Here is a 19,788-nt window from a genome sequence, read left to right on the forward strand (position 1 = left end):
AATTGCGGGCTTGCGCGACCTCCACGCATTGCGCCGACGCAAGAGCCGGATGTGACGGACGGTGTAACATTTGCTCGATGAGCGGGGCGGCCATGGCCGCAACCGCATTGGCATTTTTCCGCTCGCCAGGACGAAGCGACCATCTTCGGAGCGCAGCTACGCCCATGAGTTCCCCTTCGAATCCGCCGCACGAGGACGAGCTGGATTTCACGCCCTCCAGCGCCGCCCCCATGCCGCAGCCCGCGCCGGAGCGGGTGCAGCAGGCGCGCCAGGAGGCCCGCGAAGGCACCCCGCAACTGCAGAATTCGGGGTTCTACGTGAGCATCGCGCGTCGTTCCGAAGTCCGGATCCCGCCGCGCAACGGGAGCAAGTACGTGATCCTCGTCGTCGAGGACGATGGCGATCTCGCGCAACTGCTCATCGACATCTTCATGCTCGCGGGATTCGAGGTGCACTGGGCGTCGAATCGCGCGGAAATCAACGCCGAGATCAACCGCAAACCGACGGTCGACCTCATCCTCATGGACATCATGCTGCCCGATGCCAACGGCCTGCAGGTCCTGCAACGCATACGCACTCACCCCAAGCTCGAGAAGCTGCCCGTGATCATGATGACGGGGAAGTCCGAGGCATCGGATGTGGCCGCGGGCCTGTCCGCTGGCGCGGACGGCTACGTGTCCAAGCCGTTCAAGATGAGCGGGCTGGTGAAGGCGGTGAACCTCGTGCTGGGGAACGCGTAGCAACGAGGTTTCTCGGCACCGTGCCGGCTAAGCCTGCTTTTCGACCTCGTCCTTGATCGCCTTGTCGAGCGTAAGCAGCTTCGCTTCCAGGCCCTTCTTGATCTGGTCGAGCGCCGCCGAGCTTCTCCAGTTTCGTGCGCGGTCCACTTCGATCGACACGGCGATTCTCTCGTTCCTGAGCTGCTTCAGCATGGTCTTCTCCTGGTCGGGATAGGCAATCCTGTCTATTCCGCCGCGCGGAGATGAAGCGGTGGCGCAGGCGGCAGGAGTTTGTCGTTGCGGGCATTGGACCGCAGGAACGCGAAATCGTTCGCGGCAACCCGGAATATCACGACCTTCCGAGGAAGTCCCCCTTCCCGATTTCCACCCCGTTGTGCCGCAGGATCGCGTACGCGGTGGTCACGTGGAAGTACAGGTTCGGCAGCACGTGGTTCAGGAGGTACGGCATCGCATGCATCGACTTGGTGGCGGTGCGCGTCTTCCAGGTCACGGTGCGGTCCTCGGAGCCGTCGATCTGCTCGGGCTTGAGGGTTTCCAGGTAGGCGATCGTCCTGCGCAGGCGTGCCACCAGGTCGGCAAACGAGGCCTCATTGTCCTCATAGGCCGGGGGCTCGACCTGCGCGAGCCGCGCCGCGCCTCCCTTGGCGGCATCGGCCGCGATCTGCACCTGCTTCACGAGCGGAAACATGTCCGGGTACAGGCGGCTGCCCATGAGGACCGCGGGGTCGAGCTTCTTCGCTTCCGCATGGGATGCGGCCTTCTCCAGGACCGCCGCCAGGTTGGCGAGCACGCGGGTGAAAGTCGGAACGGAAGCCTGGTACATGGAAATGTTCATCTGGATCTCCGGTTGGCGGGTCGCCTGGGACTCTGGGCCGACAGAGTAGCGCAAATCCTGCGGTGCACCGATTCGCAGCCCGCCGCGTTCTACGGAATGATCCCGACCCAAGTCCATTGACGCTTGTCGTTAATAACGTTCCCCGTTAACATCCACCGTGATCCGTTCGTTCCGCAACCGCGACACCTCACGGGTCCTTGATCGCGAACCGGTGGCACGATTCCGATCATTGGAGCGCCAGGCGCGTCGAAAGATGGAGATGCTCGAAGCAGCGGTGTCGCTGCAGGATCTTCGGGTACCGCCCGGCAACCACCTCGAGGCGCTGCGGGGCGAACGCACCGGGCAGCACAGCATCCGCATCAACAGTCAGTGGCGCCTCTGCTTTCGTTGGACAGCCGCAGGCGCCGAAGACGTCGAGATTGTCGATTACCACGACTGAGGCACTTTCATGGCCAAGCTCACGCCCATCCATCCCGGCGAAATTCTCGACGAGGAGTTTCTCACTCCACTCGGCCTCAGTCAGTACCGGCTGGCAGTGGACATGGCGGTGCCGCCGCGACGCATCAATGAAATCGTGCTCGGGCGGCGCGGCATCACGGCAGGCACGGCATTGCGCCTGGCCCACTACTTCGGAAATTCGGCGCAATTCTGGATGAACCTGCAGACGCGCTACGACCTGGAGGTAGAGCAGGATCGATTGCAGGGTGCGCTCGCGTCGGCACCGAGGTACAAGCCTGCTGCGCAGGCTGCGTCGGAGGCAAGGAAGAGATACCGGGGACGAAAATAGCGTTCTCAACCCACGCTCCTCCATTCGGGCGCCAGGTCCGGCGGGCTTCCCCTACGTGACATTGCGCAGGGCTGGGCATCGATGTGGCCTCCGATCGTCGCGCCGACCGACGACGACCAATGACGCCCTGGCCGGCGTGAGCGCCTTACCCCATCCCGTGAAACTGCAGGGCCGCCAGATTGGCGTAAATCCCGCCCATCGCGACGAGCGTGGCATGCGTCCCGGTCTCCACGATGCGGCCCTCGTCCATCACGATGATGCGATCGGCGCGCTTCACCGTCGCCAAGCGGTGCGCGATGACCAAGGTCGTGCGCCCGGCCATGGCCGCCTCGAGCGCCCCTTGCACGAGACGTTCCGATTCCGCATCGAGCGCGCTCGTCGCCTCGTCGAGCAGCAGCAACGGCGGGTTCTTCAGGAGCGCGCGGGCAATCGCGATGCGCTGGCGCTGCCCGCCGGAGAGCCGCACGCCGCGCTCCCCGAGGAACGACTGGTACCCCTGCGGCAGCTTCTCGATGAATTCGTGAGCCGCCGCCATCCGCGCGACCGTGACGACTTCCTCGTCCGTCGCATCGACGCGTCCGTAGCGGATGTTCTCCATCGCGTCGGCGGCGAAGATCACGGTGTCCTGGGGCACGATGCCTATCGCATCGCGCAGGGTGTGAAGGTGCAGGCTGCGGATCTCGACGCCATCGAGCGTGATCGAGCCTTCCTGCGGGTCGTAGAAGCGCAACAACAACTGGAAGAGCGTCGTCTTCCCCGCGCCGGATGGCCCGACCACCGCGACCGTTTCGCCGGGTTGCACCGCAAGCGAGAGACCGGAGAGCGACGCGGTTTGGGGGCGCGAAGGATAGTGGAAGGTCACGTCCCGGAGCGCGAGAGACGCGCCGGACTTCGTGCGCGGCGGCAGCGCAAGCGGATGCTCCGGCGACTGGATCGGGGAGTGCGCCGCCAGCAGCTCCATCAAGCGCTCCGTCGCCCCCGCGGCCCGCTGCGCCTCTCCCAGCGTCTCCGCCAGCGCGCCCACGGACCCGGCGACGATCGCGGAGTAGAGGATGAACTGCCCCAGGTCCCCGCCCGTCATGTTTCCCTGCATCACCGCGTGCGCCCCCAGCCAAAGCACGAACACGATGGCGCCGAAGACCAGCAGGATCGCGATGTTGGTCAGCAGCGCGCGCGCACGGACGCGCCGGATCGCGGTCGTGAACGCGCGTTCGACGGAGACACCGAAGCGCTCCGCCTCGATGTGCTCGTGCGTGTACGCCTGCACGATCGGCATCGCGTTCAGGATCTCCCCTGCCATGGCCGACGAGTCCGCGATGCGGTCCTGGGAATCGCGCGAGAGCTTGCGCACGCGGCGCCCGAACACGATGATGGGCACGATGACCCCCACCAGCAGCACGATGATGATGGACGAGAGCTTCACGCTGGTCACGAACATCATCGCCAGCCCGCCTGCGAAGAGAAAGGCGTTGCGGATCGCCATCGAGATGCTGGTGCCGACCACGGACTGGATGAGCGTGGTGTCGGTGGTCAGGCGAGAGAGAACCTCGCCGCTGCGCGTGACCTCGAAGAACTGCGGGCTCTGCGTGACCACGTGCCGGTATACCGCATTGCGGATGTCCGCGGTAACCCGTTCGCCCAGCCAGGACACCGCATAGAACCGTGCCGCGGTCGCGACGGCCAGGACGCACGCCACGGCGAAGAGCGCGAGGAAGTACAGATCGATGTTCTCGGTGCTCTTCGAGCCCGCGGCTCCGAAGCCCAGGTCGATCATCTGCTTGAACGCGTACGGGATCGCGAGCGTGGCGGCCGCGGCGACCAGGAGCGCCACGCCCGCCATCAGGAACTGGCGCTTGTAGGGGGCGAGGAAGGGGATGAGTCCCCTGAGGGTGGCGAGGCCGCTCTTTCGCTGTTCCTGCGTGGGGCTGGTAGGCTCGGACATGCCGCAATTGTGACCGTATTGGCGGGAACTTTGGTGGATTGGATTGCGGCGCCAGGCCATGGGGCACGCGGGATTCGGCCGCTTTTTTTGCGCGCGCGCAACTTGCCGCGCCACAGCGACAGGCTAAGATACGCTGCATCCCACCACCCCCGGGGAGGACAGGCCCGCCATGAGCGACCGCTATCTGTCCCATGTGCGCAACACGCTGGCACGCATTCGCGCCGACGGCTTCAGCAAATCGGAACGCGTGATCGCGAGCCCGCAGTCGTCCGCCATCCGGCTGGCCGACGGGTCGGAAGTGCTCAACTTCTGCGCCAACAATTACCTGGGCCTGGCCGACGATGAGCGGCTCGTGGCCGCCGGCAAGGCGGCGCTCGACCGCTACGGCTACGGGATGGCCTCGGTGCGCTTCATCTGCGGCACGCAGGACGTGCACAAGGAGCTGGAGGCGGCCCTTTCGGCGTTCCTGAAGATGGACGACTGCATCCTCTATTCGAGCTGCTTCGATGCGAACGGCGGCCTCTTCGAGACCCTGCTGGGCGAGGAGGATGCCGTCATCAGCGACGAGCTGAACCATGCGAGCATCGTGGACGGCATTCGCCTGTGCAAGGCGAAGCGCTACCGCTACCGGAACAACGACATGGCAGACCTGGAGGCGAAGCTCGAGGAGGCCGATGCCGCCGGTGCGCGCTTCAAGCTCATCGCGACCGACGGCGTGTTCTCGATGGACGGCATCGTCGCGAACCTGAAGGCGCTCTGCGACCTGGCGCAGCGCTACGGCGCGCTCACCATGGTGGACGATTCGCACGCCGTGGGATTCGTGGGCGAAGCGGGCCGCGGCACGCCCGAGCTTTGCGGCGTCGAGGGACGGATCGACATCCTCACCGGCACGCTCGGCAAGGCCATGGGGGGGGCCTCGGGCGGATACACCGCGGGCCGGCGCGAGATCGTCGAGCTCCTGCGCCAGCGCTCCCGTCCCTACCTTTTCTCGAACTCGCTTGCGCCCTGCATCGCGGCGACTTCCCTCAAGGTGCTCGAGCTGCTGGCGAGCGATGAGGGCGCCCGGCTGCGCCGGCAGGTGCGTGCGAACGGCGAGCACTTCCGCCGCGAAATGGCCGCGCTCGGCTTCGACCTCGTTCCCGGCGGGCATCCCATCATCCCGGTGATGCTCGGCGAAGCGACGCTTGCCACGCGCATGGCCGATGCGCTGCTGGCCGAGGGCGTGTACGTGATCGGCTTTTCCTACCCCGTGGTTCCCAGGGGCCGCGCCCGCATCCGCACGCAAATGAGCGCGGCGCACACGCCCGAACAGGTCGATCGCGCCGCGGCAGCCTTCGCCAAGGTCGGCCGCTCGCTCGGCGCCATCCGATGAACCCGGCTCGCGTGCCTGGCACCAAGGCAAAGGTGGACCGATGAAGGCACTCGCGAAGCTCGAACGCGCCCCGGCCTCACGCTCACGCGCGTGAAGAGGCCCGAGGTAGGGCACAACGACGTCATGATCCGCATCCGCAAGACCGCGATCTGCGGCACCGACATTCATATCTGGAAATGGGACGAGTGGGCGCAGAAGACGATTCCGGTGCCGATGCACGTCGGCCACGAGTACGTGGGCGAAATCGTCGAGATGGGGATCGAGGTGCGCGGCTTCTCCATCGGCGACCGCGTCTCCGGCGAAGGCCACATCACCTGCGGTTTCTGCCGCAACTGCCGCGCCGGCCGCCGGCACCTGTGCCGCAACACCGTGGGAGTCGGCGTCAACCGCGAGGGCGCGTTCGCCGAGTTCCTCGTGATCCCGGCCTTCAACGCGTTCAAGATCCCGGACGACATCTCCGACGATCTCGCCTCGATCTTCGACCCCTTTGGCAACGCCACGCATACCGCCCTCGCGTACAACCTCGTGGGCGAGGACGTGCTGATCACCGGCGCCGGTCCCATCGGCATCATGGCCGCGGCGATCGCCCGCCACGTCGGCGCGCGCCACGTCGTGATCACCGACGTGAACGACTACCGGCTGGGGCTCGCGGAGAAGATGGGCGCCACCCGCGCCGTCAACGTCGGCCGCGACAGCCTGCGCGACGTGATGGCGGGCCTGCACATGACCGAGGGCTTCGACGTGGGGCTCGAGATGTCGGGCTCGCCCGAGGCCTTCACGCAGATGCTCGAGCACATGAATCACGGCGGCAAGGTCGCGCTCCTGGGCATCCCGCCCCCGGGCATGGCGATCGACTGGAACCAGGTGATCTTCAAGGGGCTCGAGATCCGCGGGATCTACGGCCGCGAGATGTTCGAGACGTGGTACAAGATGGTCGCGATGCTGCAGAGCGGACTGGACCTCTCGCCGATCATCACCCACCACTTCCCCGTCGAGGAATACGAGGCCGGCTTCGCGGCGATGCTGAGCGGTGCGAGCGGCAAGGTCATCCTCGACTGGGCCGCATGGCCATGCCACCCGAGTCCGAAGGAACAGGGATGAGCCAGTACCCTCCGCTGCGGCTGCACGTGCCGGAACCGCCCGGCCGCCCGGGCCGCGAGACCGATTTCTCCTACCTGAACCTCTCGCCCGCCGGGGCGGTCCGGCGCCCGCCCGTCGAGGCGCGCCCCTCGGAGACCGGCGACATCGTCGAGGCGCTCATCCGCGTGCTCGACGACGACGGCCGGGCGGTGGGCCCGTGGGACCCGAAGGCGGATCCGGCATTCCTGCGCGCCGGATTGCGCGCCATGCTCAAGACCCGCATCTTCGACGCGCGCATGCTCATCGCGCAGCGGCAGAAGAAGACGTCCTTCTACATGCAGTGCCTGGGCGAGGAGGCCGTCGGCGTGGGCCAGGCGCTCGCCCTCGAGCCGGACGACATGTGCTTCCCGACCTATCGCCAGCAGGGAATCCTCATCGCCCGCGGCTACGGCCTCGTGGACATGATGTGCCAGCTCTTCTCGAACGACCACGATCCGATCAAGGGGCGCCAGCTTCCGGTCATGTACACGTCGCGGGCGCACGGCTTCTTCTCGATCTCCGGAAACCTCGGCACCCAGTACATCCAGGCCGTGGGCTGGGCCATGGCCTCGGCCATCAAGGGCGACACGCGCATCGCCTCCGCGTGGATCGGCGACGGCTCCACGGCCGAAGCGGACTTCCACAGCGCGCTGACATTCGCCGCCGTGTATCGGGCGCCGGTGATCCTCAACATCGTGAACAACCAGTGGGCGATCTCCTCGTTCCAGGGCATCGCCGGTGGCGAGGCGGCCACCTTCGCGGCACGCGGCGTGGGCAACGGCATCGCCTCGCTGCGCGTGGACGGGAACGATTTCCTGGCGGTGCTCGCGACGTCGCGGTGGGCCGCGGAACGGGCGCGCCGCGGCCTCGGGCCGACGCTCATCGAGTGGACCACCTACCGCGCCGGCGCCCATTCCACTTCCGACGACCCGTCGAAGTACCGGCCGGCCGACGACTGGGCACGCTTTCCGCTGGGCGATCCCGTCGCGCGGCTCGCGAAGCACCTCATCGCGATCGGCGCCTGGTCCGAAGAGGAGCACGGGCGCTCGGTGAAGGCAATCGAGGAGGAGGTGGCTGCGGCACAGAAGGAAGCGGAAAGCCACGGCACGCTCGCCTCGGGCCACGTCCACGACGCCTCCTCGATGTTCGAGGACATCTACAAGGACATGCCGGAGCACCTTGTCCGCCAGCGTCGCGAGCTGGAGGGCTGACCATGGCCTCCATGACCATGATCCAGGCGATCCGCTCCGCGATGGACGTGATGCTCGAGCGCGACGACAACGTGGTGGTGTTCGGCGAGGACGTGGGCTATTTCGGCGGCGTATTCCGCTGCACGGACGGCCTTCAGGCCAAGTACGGCACCTCGCGCGTGTTCGATTCCCCGATCGCCGAGGGCGGGCTCGTGGGCGTCGGGATAGGCATGGGCGCCTACGGGCTACGCCCGGTCGTGGAAGTCCAGTTCGCCGACTACATCTACCCGGCCTACGACCAGATCGTGTCCGAGGCGGCGCGGATCCGCTATCGCTCCGCCGGCGACTTCACGGCACCCATCACCATCCGCATGCCCTGCGGCGGCGGCATTTACGGCGGGCAGACGCACAGCCAGAGCCCGGAGGCGCTGTTCACCCACGTGTGCGGCCTGCGCACGGTCATGCCCTCCAACCCGTACGATGCCAAGGGACTACTCATCGCCTCGATCGAGTGCGACGACCCGGTGATCTTCCTCGAGCCCAAGCGCATCTACAACGGGCCCTTCGACGGCCACCACGAGCGGGCGGTGGTGCCGTGGACCGGACATCCGCTCGCGGAAGTGCCCGAGGGGCATTACACCGTGCCGCTGGAATCGGCGGCAGTGGTGCGCCCCGGTTCGGCGCTCACGGTACTCACCTATGGCACGATGGTGTGGGTCTCGGAGGCGGCGGCGAAGGAGACCGGCATCGACGCGGAGATCATCGACCTGCGCAGCCTCTGGCCGCTGGATCTGGCGACCCTGGTCGCGTCCGTCGCGAAGACGGGGCGCTGCGTGATCGTCCACGAAGCCACGCGCACCAGCGGCTTCGGCGCCGAGCTGGCCGCGCTGGTGCAGGAGCATTGCTTCTACCATCTCGAGGCGCCGATCGAGCGCGTGACGGGTTGGGACACGCCCTATCCGCATGCGCAGGAGTGGGCCTATTTTCCCGGGCCCGCCCGCGTCGGCGCGGCATTCCAGCGTGCGATGGAGGCTCGATGACCATTCATGTGATCAAGGTGCCGGACATCGGCGAAGGCATTGCCGAGGTCGAGCTGGTGGAGTGGCACGTGAAGCAGGGCGATGCCGTCGTCGCGGACCAGGTTATCGCCGATGTGATGACCGACAAGGCGACCGTCGAGGTCCCCTCGCCCGTCTCCGGGTGGGTCATCGCGCTGGGCGGCCAGGCCGGCGCGAAGCTTGCGGTGGGCGGCGAGCTGCTCCGGCTCGAGGTGGAGGGCGCCGGGAGCACCGCGGCCGCCAAGCTGCCGGACACGGAACCGTCTCCCCCTGCCGCGGCCCCCGCCGGACACGCGCCCGCCGACAAGTCCCTCGCCTCCCCTTCCGTTCGCCGCCACGCCCGCGAGCTGGGCATCGACCTGGCAAGCGTGAACGCAAGCGGGCCGGAGGGCCGCGTCCTGCACGATGACCTCCTGCGCCACGCCGACCGCGGCGCCCCGAAGGCCCCAAACGACACGCGATACGCGATGCGCAGCGGCAAGGAAGCCGTGCCGGTGATCGGATTGCGCCGCCAGATCGCGCAAAGGATGCAGGACTCCAAGGGCCGCATCCCGCACTTCACCTACGTCGAGGAAGTCGACGTGACGGAACTGGAAGCACTGCGCGCGAGGCTGAACCAGGAGCGGGGAGAAGCGCGCGGGCGCCTCACGGTGCTGCCGTTCCTCATGCGCGCCATCGTGCTGGCCACGCCCACCTTCCCGCAGATGAACGCGCTCTTCGACGACGAGAACGCAATCGTGACCCGATACGCCGCCGTGCACCTCGGCATCGCCACGCAGACCGAGCGCGGCCTGATGGTTCCGGTCGTGCGCCATGCCGAATCGCTCGACCTTTGGGCCAGCGCGGCCGAGGTCGCGCGTCTGGCCGAGGCCGCGCGCACCGGCAAGGCAGCGCGGAGGGGCTCTCCGGCTCGACGATCACCATCACCAGCCTGGGGTCCCTCGGGGGCATCGTCACGACGCCGATCATCAACGCGCCGGAAGTGGCGATCATCGGCGTGAACCGCATCGTCGAGCGACCCGTCATCCGCACCGGCGCGGTCGTGCCGCGGATGATCATGAACCTGTCATCGTCGTTCGATCACCGGGTGGTCGATGGCCTGCACGCCGCCGAATTCGTTCAGACGCTGCGCGCCTTCCTCGAGTGCCCGGCGATGCTGTTCGTGGATTGATGGCATGCTCGCGCACATGAACGCAAAATCGATCCTGTTCGTCATTGGGGCAACGGTGGCCTTCGAGTCGCCGGCGCAGATGCCGGGCTACGACATGGCGGTAATCAAGAAGTGGGAAGACGCCAAGGTGATCCGGTTCGTGGTCGTCGGCGTGCACGATGCGCGCGCGATGGTCGTGTTCGGCGACTACGAGGGCAAGGCCGATGTGACGGACCGCATCACGGTGGAGTTCGTCTGGAACAAGAAGGCGCGGAGAATCATCGGCGACGTGAAGGTCACGGACTCGAAGACGACACTTAAGAACATCAAGTCCGACGGCACGAACTGCCCTCCCCCGCAGCTCAAAGGCGATTACGAGCACTTCCAGTACGTGAGCCAGTCGGCGGATCCGTCCGGCCAGATCATGCTGAAAGGCTTCCGGACCTATCCGCCGGCCAGCGTTTCCCAGTATCCGGCGAGCTGCAAGCAGAGACCGATTCCAGGAGGAAAGGAAGACAAGTTCCTGACGATCGGACCCGCCGATCCCGTAGTCCTGGGGATGACGTTGCCGCCGGGCGGGCCGTTCTCCATCTCCGCCGACAAGAAGACGTTCTCGATGAAAGGCGCCGAGAACTGGGTCTGGACGTACCTGCCTACCGTCGTTCCGTAGTGCCGGCAGCCGTGCCGGCTGCCATCAAGGCCGCCGACGCGCCCTTCTCGACAGGTTCATTACCTCACGGCAGGGCCACGCCGGGCGACTGTGGGATAATTCTCCCCCCTCGCCCGTGCCCCGAAGATCACAAGGATCGACCGTGAAAAAACTCGCCCTCCTCCTCGCCTCTCTCGCGCTGGCGCTCCTGGTCGCCGGCTGCGGCGGCGCCCAGGGCAGCGCCGCCGATGCGCCCACCGATTTCAAGGTGGTTGCGGGTGACGGCTCGGTGCGCCTGACCTGGACGCCGCAACCGGATGTCGAGTACTGGCTCTTCTACGGCCCGGGCTCCGACATCACCACCACGAACTGGGTTGGCAGAGGCGGTCGCGCCATCCCGAGTGCCGTGACCCCGGCCGTGATCTCGGGCCTTACCAACGGCGTCACCTACTCCTTCACCATCAACGGCCGCAAGGACGGCGGGCCCGGCGGCCCGGGCGCGCCCACGCTGGAGGCCGTGCCGAAGCTTGCGGGCACCGACTGGGCACCCGACGCGCCGCTGGGCAGCGGAACGCTCAACGGCGTGACCACCGGCACCACGACGGCTGGATTCTCGATTGTGAGCGTCGGCTCGGGCGGCGCGATCTACGCGAGCATCGCCGGCGGCGCAGCGACAACCCCGGTCAACCCCGCGGCGCCTGCCGATCTGAACGCCGTGTGTTATGGCGCGTACGGGCTCGTGGCGGCCGGCGCAGGCGGCACGCTGCTCCTGAGCCTCGATTCGACGACCTGGACCGCGCAGACCTCCGGGACCACCGCCACGCTCCTCGGCGTCTCTCCGGTCGGGACCGCCGGCTACATTGCGACGGGGGCGGGCGGCACCCTGCTCACGAGCGGCAACGGCTCGACCTGGAACATCGGAACGTCCGGAACGCCGATGGACCTCTATTCCGCGGCCTTCGGCGCCAGCCTCTACGTGGCGGTGGGCGCCGGCGGCACCATTCTCACCAGCGCCGACGCGGCAACCTGGACGCCCGTGGCATCCGGCACGACGAGCGACCTGCGCAGCGTCACCTATGCAACGCTGGCGACGACGAATGCGGATTCCTCGATAACCCTCACCAATACGTTCGTGGCGGTCGGGGCGGCGGGAACGGTCCTCACCAGCAACGACGGACTCGCGTGGACAGTGCAGAGCCCCCTCTCGCCGAAAAACCTCAACGCGGTGACCTACGGCGGCCAGTTCGTGGCTGTCGGGGCTGGAGGCGTCATCTTCACCAGCACCGACGGAATCACCTGGGTGGCGCGCAACTCCGGAACCACCAACGATCTCAACGCCGTGGCGCGAACCCAGCTCGGATACACCGCGGTGGGCGCGCAGGGGACGAGCGTTTCCACGATCTAGGCACCCTCACTCCGGCCCCCTCCGAAGGCCGAGGGGGAACTTCATGCACGCCCGACCCATTGCCATGGGTATGGGAGGACGCAACCTGATCCGTTCGGATTAGGCCCAATGGACATCCCTGCATAAGCCGCCTGTGGAATGGGCGCGGCGCAATGCCGCGACCAGACTGGCTCCTGTCGACATCGACACTTTTCCACAGGAGGCAGCTCATGCATGCAATCCAGAATCCGAAGTTCGACGTTTCAGGGCCAAGGCCGCAGTCCTTCAATCCGCGGTGCTGCTCGCCGTCATCGCTGGCGCCGTGGTGATCGGCGCCACCGCGCCCGAGCGCCAGCTCATGACGACGAATTGCGCGGTCGATACGAGCGCGACAGGCACGCTATCCGACGCGATGCTCGAAATCGCCAGCGTGTGCCCCGGCGCCACGAAAGGGGCAGAGGAGTCGGCACCGGCCGGGGCGAACCACGGGGTTCCCGATGCCGGGTCCTCGCTCGATCCGCGCTCCGACGTCGAAGTCCAACCTCCCACGTTCTGAGGAGGACACCATGAAAAAGTCCCTCATCGCCGCCCTGCTGCTCACCCTGTGCGGTGCCGTGGGCGCGACGCCACAGGTTTCGGGAGACGGCGCGTGCGGCGTCCGCGCCGTGGACAACGAGTCGTTCGTGACCTGCGACGGCGGCGCCGCCCCCGGGCCTGTCGGTCCGGACGACCTGGCGACCCGCATGGAGTTCATCGCGCCCATGCCGATCAGCGCGATGCAGGCGTGGCAGATCAGCCAGGACCTCGGCAAGCGCGTGCTGCTCGTCGATATTCGCACCCGCGCCGAGGTCTTTCACACCGGCATGCTGCTCGGGATCGATGCGCATGCGCCCTTCATGGAACCGCTGCCGGACGACGCCCGGGGCAGGCGCAGTGCGTTGGCCATGGACGCCAGCGTGCGCTTTGTCGAGCGCATGGACGACCTGCTCAGTGCCGCGCACCTGCACCATGGCGACCCCATCGTTCTCCTGTGCCGGTCGGGCGAGCGCAGCCGACTGGCCGCTCGCCTGATGATCGAGCACGGCTATCTCCAGGTCTTCACGGTGGCGGGCGGCATCCACGGCGTGCTCACCGCAAGCGCAAGCGAAGGGAAGCGCGCGGGCCTGCCGTGGACCCTACGCAACGATTCCGGCTGGCCCCTTGCGGACGAGCCGGCGAAGGCGCGCTGACGGTTTCGCCCGACCCTCCTCCGGGACCCGGGGCGCGCCTGCGATGTCGGCGTCAGGCCGCCCCGTCCCTTTCGCCGCGCGCCATGAGGCGCTGCGCGATGACCACCGCCTCCGTGCGGTTTCGCGCGCCCAGTGCGCGGAACACGGCGAGCAGGTGCACCTTCACGGTCGCCTCGCTGATATCCAGGTCGCGCGCGATGAGCTTGTTGGGCTTGCCCTCGGCGAGAGAGTCTGAGCACGTCCTGCTGCCGCGGCGTGAGCGAGGTGATCCGCCCCACGGCCGGCTTCGCGTCCGTGACTGCCATGAGGCGTGGCGGAACGTAAGTGCCTCCGGCGAGTACGAGCTGCACGGCTTGCAGGATCACGTGCGTGGAATCCGATTTCGGGATGAAGCCGGAAACGCCCAGCCCCAGCAGCTCCCTCACGAGCGCCACATCCTCCGCGGCGGAGCAGGCTACGAGGGGCAGCGCCGGATGCGCCCTGCGCAGCCTTCGCACCCCCTCGACCCCGCCCATTCCCGGCATGTTGACGTCGATGAGAACGAGGTCGAGATCCGCGTTCGCGCCGGCCGCGACGAGTGCGCTTTCCGCGGTGTCCGCCTCGACGAACACGGCATCCGGCCCGAGCGGCGCGAGCGCCACCTTGAGCGCGAGCCGTACCATCTGGTGATCGTCGGCGATGAGCACTTTCATGGGCCGGACTCGGTAAGGGTCGAACGCGCCGAGGGACAAATGCTCCGCGAATACTACAATAGCCGCCGGGTGCATATCAGCATGGGCGCGAGGCGAGGCTTCGATACCCGATGAATGGCCGGCTCAACCAGGATCGCGCGACGCGTCGTGGGCACTTGCTCCGGCTCGTGCGCGGCTTGGCGGCGTTCGCGATCGCCGGCCTCCTCGCCGCCTGCGCACAGGCTGGGAGAGATGGCGCACCGGTCGAGTTTTCCCGCGCCCTGTTCGTTCAGAGCTCCGACTCGCGCCCGCCCGGCGACGGCGCGCCCTGGGTGGAGCAGCGACTCCCGGACGAGTGGAGAACCCACCATCCGGGCGCCTCGGGGTTCGGCTGGTATCGCTTCACGATCGCGTTGCCGGACCCGGCGGAGCGCGACTATGGCTTCTATCTCACCGCCACCCTGTCCAACAGCCAGCTGTTCGTGAACGGCGTGCTGGCCGCGCAGTCCGGCGACCTCCAGGGCGAACGGCCGGAACGCTGGGAGGCAGCGCAGCTCCTCGTGGTGCCGGCCTCGCTCTTCGTGAAGGGCGAGAACCGGGTGGATCTGCGCATCTACGCGCCGCCAGGCGAGCCGGCGGGCATCGGCAAGGTCCTCTTCGGCACCTGGGAAGCGCTCTACCTGCGCCAGCTTGCGGACCAGTTCGGGCACACCATCGGTCCCGCGGCGGCCAGCCTGACCATCTTCACGCTGGGACTCTTCATCCTCATCCTGTGGCTACGCGTGCGCAGTGACCACGACTACCTGCTCTTCGCCGCCGCGACCATCCTGTGGGGCTTGCACACCGGGGCCACGCTTCTGCCTCGCGAGCCCTTGCCGCCGCCGCATTACGCGGTCTGGTGGAATGCGGTCTATGTGCTGTGGGTGGTGCTGCTCTGCCTCTTCTGCGTTCGCTTCGCAGGGGCGCGCTGGCCACGCTACGAGCGCGCCGCGCTCCTCTACGCGGCGGCCTCGATCCCGGCCCTTTATGTCGCCGCCGCCGCAGGAGTGCTCGGCCCCGTCGCCGCGGCGGTGCGCCTGGGCGCATTTCTCGCCGCGTTGATCGCGCTCTACGCCGTGATCGACAATGCGCTGCGCAAGCGCGACGCCCTGAGCTGGATCCTGCTCGCCACCGGCGGGGTCGCCGCCGCATTCGGCGCCCACGACTGGATTGCCGCGCAGGACCCCGACAACCTGCGCCCGATGTACCTGGTGCCCTACGTGGCGCTCTTCTTCTTCGCGCTCGTGGGGTGGATCATGATCGACCGCTTCGTGAGAACGCTGCGCCTGTACGAGGCGCTGAACGTCGAGCTGGAGCAGCGCGTCGCGGAGAAATCGGCCGCGCTCGAAGTCGAGGTGAAGCGACAGGCCGAAGCGCGGGCCGGCGCCGAAAGCGCCAACCTCGCCAAGTCGCGCTTCCTCGCCGCCGCAAGCCACGACCTTCGCCAACCCCTGCACGCGCTGGGCCTTTTCGCCTCCGCGCTCGACGAACGCGTCAAGGATCCCGGGAACCGCGAGCTCATCGGCCGCATCAACCAGTCGATCGCCGCGCTTGAGTCGCTCTTCAGCGAGGTGCTGGATGTCTCCCGGCTCGACGCGGGCGCCGTGTCTGCCAATCCCCAGCCCGTGCCGCTGCAGCCGCTCTTCGACCGCATTGCGAACGACCTGTCCTCCGCTGCGGAGGAAAAGAACCTTGCGCTGCGATTCGTGCCCACGGCGCGCGTGGTGCAATCGGACCCCGTCCTGCTCGAGCGCATCCTGCGCAACCTTGTCGCGAACGCCATTCGCTATACGGAGTCCGGCGGAATCCTCGTGGGCGTGCGGCGCCGGTCGGACTGTCTCGCGCTCGAGGTTCGCGACGCCGGCATCGGCATCGCGCGGGAACACCAGGCCCGCGTGTTCGACGAGTTCTACCAGGTCGGCAACATCGAGCGCGACCGCCGCCAGGGCCTGGGGCTCGGTCTTTCCATCGTGAAGCGCCTGTGCGACCTGCTCGGCCACGGGATCACGCTCGCCTCGCGCCCGGGTCACGGGACCACCTTCCGGATCGGGCTCGAGGCGGCCGCCGCATTGCCGCACGACGAGGCAGCGCCGATGGCACCTTTCGTGCAGGCCTCACTGCACGGAGCCCACATCGTCGTGATCGACGACGAACGCGACGTACGCGACAGCATGGCGGCGCTGCTTCGCACGTGGGACTGCAAGGCTTTCGCATTCCCGACCGCAGCGGTCGCGCGGGACTTTCTGCAGTTCGGTTCGCTGCGGCCCTCGCTGATCGTCGTGGATTACCGCCTTCGCGCGGGCACCACGGGCATCGAGGCGGCAAACGATTTGCGGGACGCGTTTGGAAGCGACATCCCGGTGCTCATTATCTCGGGGGAATCGTCGGCGGAAGAGCTCGCGCGGATCGCGGAAAGCGGCTACCCTTGCTGCACAAGCCCGTGTCACCCGCGAAGCTTCGCAGCCTGCTCCAGCACCTGCTCGCGCGCGCTGCGGGCTGAGTTCCCTGCCTTAACGGCTGACGATGAGGTTCGTCTTCACGATCTTTCCGTCGCGTACGAAGGCGATCACGCCCCCGTAGGATGGAAATCGCCTGGCCGGCGCGCGGCGCGTCTTGCGCGAGGCCTTCGCGCCGGGCCGCACTTCCTGCGCCGGTTCGTCGAAACCTAGCGCCTCCCCGGCTTTCTCGATGAGGAAGACGACCTGGGTCACGCCGCGAGCCACGCCAGGCGACCGGTCGCCATGCTGCGCGGCGAGCACGGCTGCCTTCATTTCGTAGAGCCTGACGACCTTCGAGCGCAGGCCCAGGCGTTCGATTTCGGCCCAGAAGTCGCTTGCAACGCTGACGGGCGGCTCCTTTCCGACGCCCACCAGCGTCTGGCGTGCCGCCTGCAACCGCTCGCCATCGCGCTTCGCCCTGAGACGGCTGGCCCGCGGGCGCGGGCAACTCTCGTCGAACGGCCGGCGTCATCTCGATCAGCGATTCGACGGCGGAGCGGCCGACGGCAACCGGGTGAATGGACGGATCGCCAAGCAGGCAGAACTGCGCGATCGTCTTCAGGCGCACGGGGTCATGGAATTGCGTGGACTTCAGGTAGCCGATGCGCGCCTCGAGGGCGGCCCGGCCGAGCGAGCAACCCGCCAGCACTCTCTGGACGAAGCGCCGGCAGAGAATGTCGGCGTAACCGTTTCCGGTCGATGGCCCGTAGGCGGTGGTGGTGCTGCCGAAGAACCCGTACGCTCCTTGCTTCAGGTACACCATCGGGATCGGCAGGACGCCGGGGGCATCGGCGGCCTCTTCGCGAAGCGTGCTGAATATCCTGGCGCCGAAGCAGCACTCCGCCGCGACCACCGTGCCCGGCTTCACGCGCCCGCGCAGGCTTGCCGTGCTGATTGCGCGGGTCTGGTCGCCTTCCGTGCCGTCGCGCTGCGGCCGCGCTTGCCCGAGGAACTCCACGTCGCCGTTTCCGCCATGGCAGTTGAAGTAGTGCACGCGCGCTGCCAGGCGGGCGGCCGACCAACGGTCCTTCTGCGGCGGCGACAGGATCAGGCCCGCATCGTCACCGAAGATCTTCCTCACCGTCGAGCGCGTCGAACCGCGCCAGACGTCGGCCGAAAGCGCGAACCACCTGGCGTAGCGCTCCGGCGGGAGCGGTCTTGCCGCGGCGGCATTGTCGAGCAGCTTCACGAGCAGCGCAGGGCTCTTCGCCATCGGCAGGTCCGGAAGCCGCCCGACGGCGCGCGTCGGCCCCTGGAAGACATCCGGCTCGACGGAATACCCTTCGTCGCAGGCATAGGGCAGGTCGCTCGGAATGTTGGCGTCCTCGTCGCCGCAGCCGTCGGCATTGCGCAGGTATCCGGCGGTGTTCACGAGCGGCTGCATCGGCACCACGTCCGGCCCGCCGAGGATGAGAAAATAGTGCGGCGCGAGCCTGGCGTCGATCGCATCGATGCAGCGCTTGGCCCCTTCCGTGTCGCCCCTGGGGCCTCCCATCGGTGCGCAGCCGAAGGGAGCCATGTCGCCGGCGTCATCGAGAGCCACCAGGCGCGAGGCGATCCCGCGCTTCGCGTCGGCCGCAATGAGCCGGTCCACCGCCTTGTACACGCGGGTTGCCGAGGCGCCGTACTTGGACACGAGCGCTCCCCGGTGCGTCACGATGATCTTCATCGAGGTCGAGTCCATGCGCTACCTCCCTTGAATGGAATACACCGGGGAAGCCTTCACGAGCGCCGCCTTGCCGCTTCGGTGACCCTTGCCATGGCCGGCTCGAATGCTTCTTGCGGGACTGGCTGCCAGTGTACAGGCGGGTTCCGCGGGCCGGCGACACGGCTCCGCAGCCACTCCCCCGCCGCTGGCGCCGTTCCCTTACAATTCACCCCCCGAAATACGCAGTTCGTCCCCCCCGGCTGGATACCCGCCCCCGGCCGGCCTACCCTCTCGCAACTCCCGAACCCCGGAAGTCCTGCCATGACGCATCGCCTCACCCTCGTAATCGCACTCGCGTTCACCCTCGCCGCCTGCGGCAAGGGGTCGGAATCGCCCCAGAAGGGCGCCGGCGCGCCGGGCGGATTACCCCTCCTCATCGCCACCGAGGACGTACACGCCATCCGGAACAGCGCCCTCGCCTCGGGCCCGGCCATCACCGGCTCGGTGCAGCCCGAGCGCCGTGCCGACCTTCGGGCCGAAGTCTCCACCACCGTCCTGTCGGTGCTGAAGGAAAACGGCGACGTCGTGCGCCGCGGCGATCTTCTCGTCCGCATGGACGATACGGCCATCCGCGACGGTCTCGCCAGCGCCGAATCGGCAAGCCGCTCCGCCGCCCAGGCCTACGAGCAGGCCGAGCGGCAGTTCCAGCGCATGACCACCCTGCGCGGCTCCGGGATGGCTTCCGCCCAGCAGGTGGAGGATGCGGAGATTCGGCGCAACAACGCCCAGAGCGACGTGGAGGCGTCCAAGACGCGCGTGGTGCTGGCGCGCCAGCAGCTCCAGCGCACCGAGGTTCGCGCGCCCTTCGACGGCGTCGTGAGCGACCGCAAGGTTTCCGCGGGCGATACCGCGCAGGTCGGCAAGGAACTTCTCAAGGTGATCGACCCGGCCAGCATGCGCTTCGAGGGCCTGGTGTCGGCCGATCACATCGGCAACGTGAAGCCCGGGCAGGCCGTGTCCTTCCGCGTCAACGGCTATCCGGACCAGGAGTTCGCCGGCAAGGTGAGGCGCGTCAATCCCGCGGCCAACGCGACCACCCGCCAGGTGGAGGTGCTCGTGGATTTCACGGGGCCGAAGCAGCCGCGGCTCGCCGGTCTCTACGCCGAGGGCCGTGTGGAAACGGACAGCGCGACCAGCCTCACGATTCCGGCCACTGCGCTGGTGCGCGACGGCGACAAGTCCTCCGCCTGGCGCGTGAAGGACGGCAAGCTGCAGAAGGTCGCCCTCGTGGTCGGCGACCGCGATCCGCGCACCGGGGACTACGCGCTGAAGAGCGGGCTGGCCGAGGGCGACCAGGTGATCCGCTATCCCGGCGCGCTGCTCAAGGATGGCCAGGCCGTCCAGGCATCGGCACCCGCCGCCGCGCCCACCAAGGCCGCCGCCACCGATGGCGCGGCGGCACCCGCCAGGAATTGAG

15 protein-coding genes and 3 pseudogenes are annotated in these 19,788 nt (G+C 67.7%); 14 read left to right on the plus strand and 4 right to left on the minus strand.

All coding sequences use genetic code 11. The features are described 5' to 3' along the window. The first annotated feature begins 164 nt into the window (after positions 1 to 164). On the plus strand, positions 165 to 740 hold the full coding sequence (locus IPP91_15630; protein MBL0143498.1) for a response regulator: 576 nt from the start codon (positions 165 to 167) through the stop codon (positions 738 to 740). A 27-nt stretch (positions 741 to 767) separates the two neighbouring features. Here the strand turns inward: IPP91_15630 and IPP91_15635 are convergent, their stop codons facing one another. Then, positions 768 to 932: a hypothetical protein gene (locus IPP91_15635; GenBank protein ID MBL0143499.1), complete on the minus strand. Its 165-nt coding sequence runs from the start codon at positions 930 to 932 to the stop codon at positions 768 to 770. Positions 933 to 1,068: 136 nt separating this feature from the next. Further along, a complete protein-coding gene (locus tag IPP91_15640; GenBank protein MBL0143500.1) occupies positions 1,069 to 1,575 on the minus strand; it encodes a DUF1993 domain-containing protein in 507 nt (168 codons plus the stop codon). A 157-nt stretch (positions 1,576 to 1,732) separates the two neighbouring features. Here IPP91_15640 and IPP91_15645 point away from each other — a divergent pair, with 157 nt between their 5' ends. Then, on the plus strand, positions 1,733 to 2,014 hold the full coding sequence (locus IPP91_15645) for a type II toxin-antitoxin system RelE/ParE family toxin (GenBank protein MBL0143501.1): 282 nt from the start codon (positions 1,733 to 1,735) through the stop codon (positions 2,012 to 2,014). Between the two features lie 9 nt (positions 2,015 to 2,023). Then, the gene (locus IPP91_15650; GenBank protein MBL0143502.1) at positions 2,024 to 2,362 is read left to right on the plus strand and encodes a HigA family addiction module antidote protein; all 339 of its coding nucleotides are present in this window, start codon (positions 2,024 to 2,026) and stop codon (positions 2,360 to 2,362) included. Between the two features lie 145 nt (positions 2,363 to 2,507). On the opposite strand, the gene IPP91_15655 is transcribed toward IPP91_15650, so the two are convergent. Continuing rightward, positions 2,508 to 4,304: an ATP-binding cassette domain-containing protein gene (locus tag IPP91_15655; GenBank protein MBL0143503.1), complete on the minus strand. Its 1,797-nt coding sequence runs from the start codon at positions 4,302 to 4,304 to the stop codon at positions 2,508 to 2,510. A 169-nt stretch (positions 4,305 to 4,473) separates the two neighbouring features. On the opposite strand from IPP91_15655, the gene IPP91_15660 reads away from it, so the two are divergent. The 9 genes and pseudogenes from IPP91_15660 (at position 4,474) to IPP91_15700 (ending at position 13,455) form a co-directional block, all read left to right on the plus strand. After that, on the plus strand, positions 4,474 to 5,676 hold the full coding sequence (locus tag IPP91_15660; GenBank protein ID MBL0143504.1) for a glycine C-acetyltransferase: 1,203 nt from the start codon (positions 4,474 to 4,476) through the stop codon (positions 5,674 to 5,676). A gap of 40 nt (positions 5,677 to 5,716) precedes the next feature. Then, positions 5,717 to 6,777: pseudogene (gene tdh, locus IPP91_15665) on the plus strand (L-threonine 3-dehydrogenase). Continuing rightward, complete coding sequence (locus tag IPP91_15670; protein ID MBL0143505.1) at positions 6,774 to 8,006, plus strand: 3-methyl-2-oxobutanoate dehydrogenase (2-methylpropanoyl-transferring) subunit alpha; 1,233 nt, start codon at positions 6,774 to 6,776, stop codon at positions 8,004 to 8,006. The pseudogene tdh and the gene IPP91_15670 overlap by 4 nt, the downstream one beginning before the upstream one ends. A gap of 2 nt (positions 8,007 to 8,008) precedes the next feature. Further along, positions 8,009 to 9,025 (plus strand): alpha-ketoacid dehydrogenase subunit beta, encoded by a 1,017-nt coding sequence (locus IPP91_15675; protein MBL0143506.1) that lies wholly within the window; start codon positions 8,009 to 8,011, stop codon positions 9,023 to 9,025. After that, positions 9,022 to 10,214, plus strand: a pseudogene (locus tag IPP91_15680) (2-oxo acid dehydrogenase subunit E2). Before IPP91_15675 ends, IPP91_15680 begins: the two are co-directional and overlap by 4 nt. A 16-nt stretch (positions 10,215 to 10,230) precedes the next feature. Next, the gene (locus IPP91_15685) at positions 10,231 to 10,863 is read left to right on the plus strand and encodes a hypothetical protein (GenBank protein MBL0143507.1); all 633 of its coding nucleotides are present in this window, start codon (positions 10,231 to 10,233) and stop codon (positions 10,861 to 10,863) included. Positions 10,864 to 11,005: 142 nt separating this feature from the next. Beyond that, on the plus strand, positions 11,006 to 12,247 hold the full coding sequence (locus tag IPP91_15690; protein MBL0143508.1) for a fibronectin type III domain-containing protein: 1,242 nt from the start codon (positions 11,006 to 11,008) through the stop codon (positions 12,245 to 12,247). Between the two features lie 274 nt (positions 12,248 to 12,521). Continuing rightward, positions 12,522 to 12,782 carry a hypothetical protein gene (locus IPP91_15695; protein MBL0143509.1) on the plus strand — a complete coding sequence of 87 codons (261 nt, stop codon included), beginning with the start codon at positions 12,522 to 12,524 and terminating at the stop codon, positions 12,780 to 12,782. Between the two features lie 10 nt (positions 12,783 to 12,792). Further along, positions 12,793 to 13,455 carry a hypothetical protein gene (locus IPP91_15700; protein MBL0143510.1) on the plus strand — a complete coding sequence of 221 codons (663 nt, stop codon included), beginning with the start codon at positions 12,793 to 12,795 and terminating at the stop codon, positions 13,453 to 13,455. A 52-nt stretch (positions 13,456 to 13,507) separates the two neighbouring features. Here IPP91_15700 and IPP91_15705 read toward each other — a convergent pair. After that, a pseudogene (locus IPP91_15705) lies at positions 13,508 to 14,147 on the minus strand (response regulator transcription factor). A 110-nt stretch (positions 14,148 to 14,257) separates the two neighbouring features. Here IPP91_15705 and IPP91_15710 point away from each other — a divergent pair. Beyond that, on the plus strand, positions 14,258 to 16,834 hold the full coding sequence (locus IPP91_15710) for a response regulator (GenBank protein MBL0143511.1): 2,577 nt from the start codon (positions 14,258 to 14,260) through the stop codon (positions 16,832 to 16,834). A gap of 1,798 nt (positions 16,835 to 18,632) precedes the next feature. Next, positions 18,633 to 19,787 (plus strand): efflux RND transporter periplasmic adaptor subunit, encoded by a 1,155-nt coding sequence (locus tag IPP91_15715; GenBank protein MBL0143512.1) that lies wholly within the window; start codon positions 18,633 to 18,635, stop codon positions 19,785 to 19,787. Position 19,788: the final 1 nt, after the last annotated feature.

The organism is Betaproteobacteria bacterium, assembly GCA_016720855.1.
Lineage (GTDB): Bacteria > Pseudomonadota > Gammaproteobacteria > Burkholderiales > Usitatibacteraceae > FEB-7.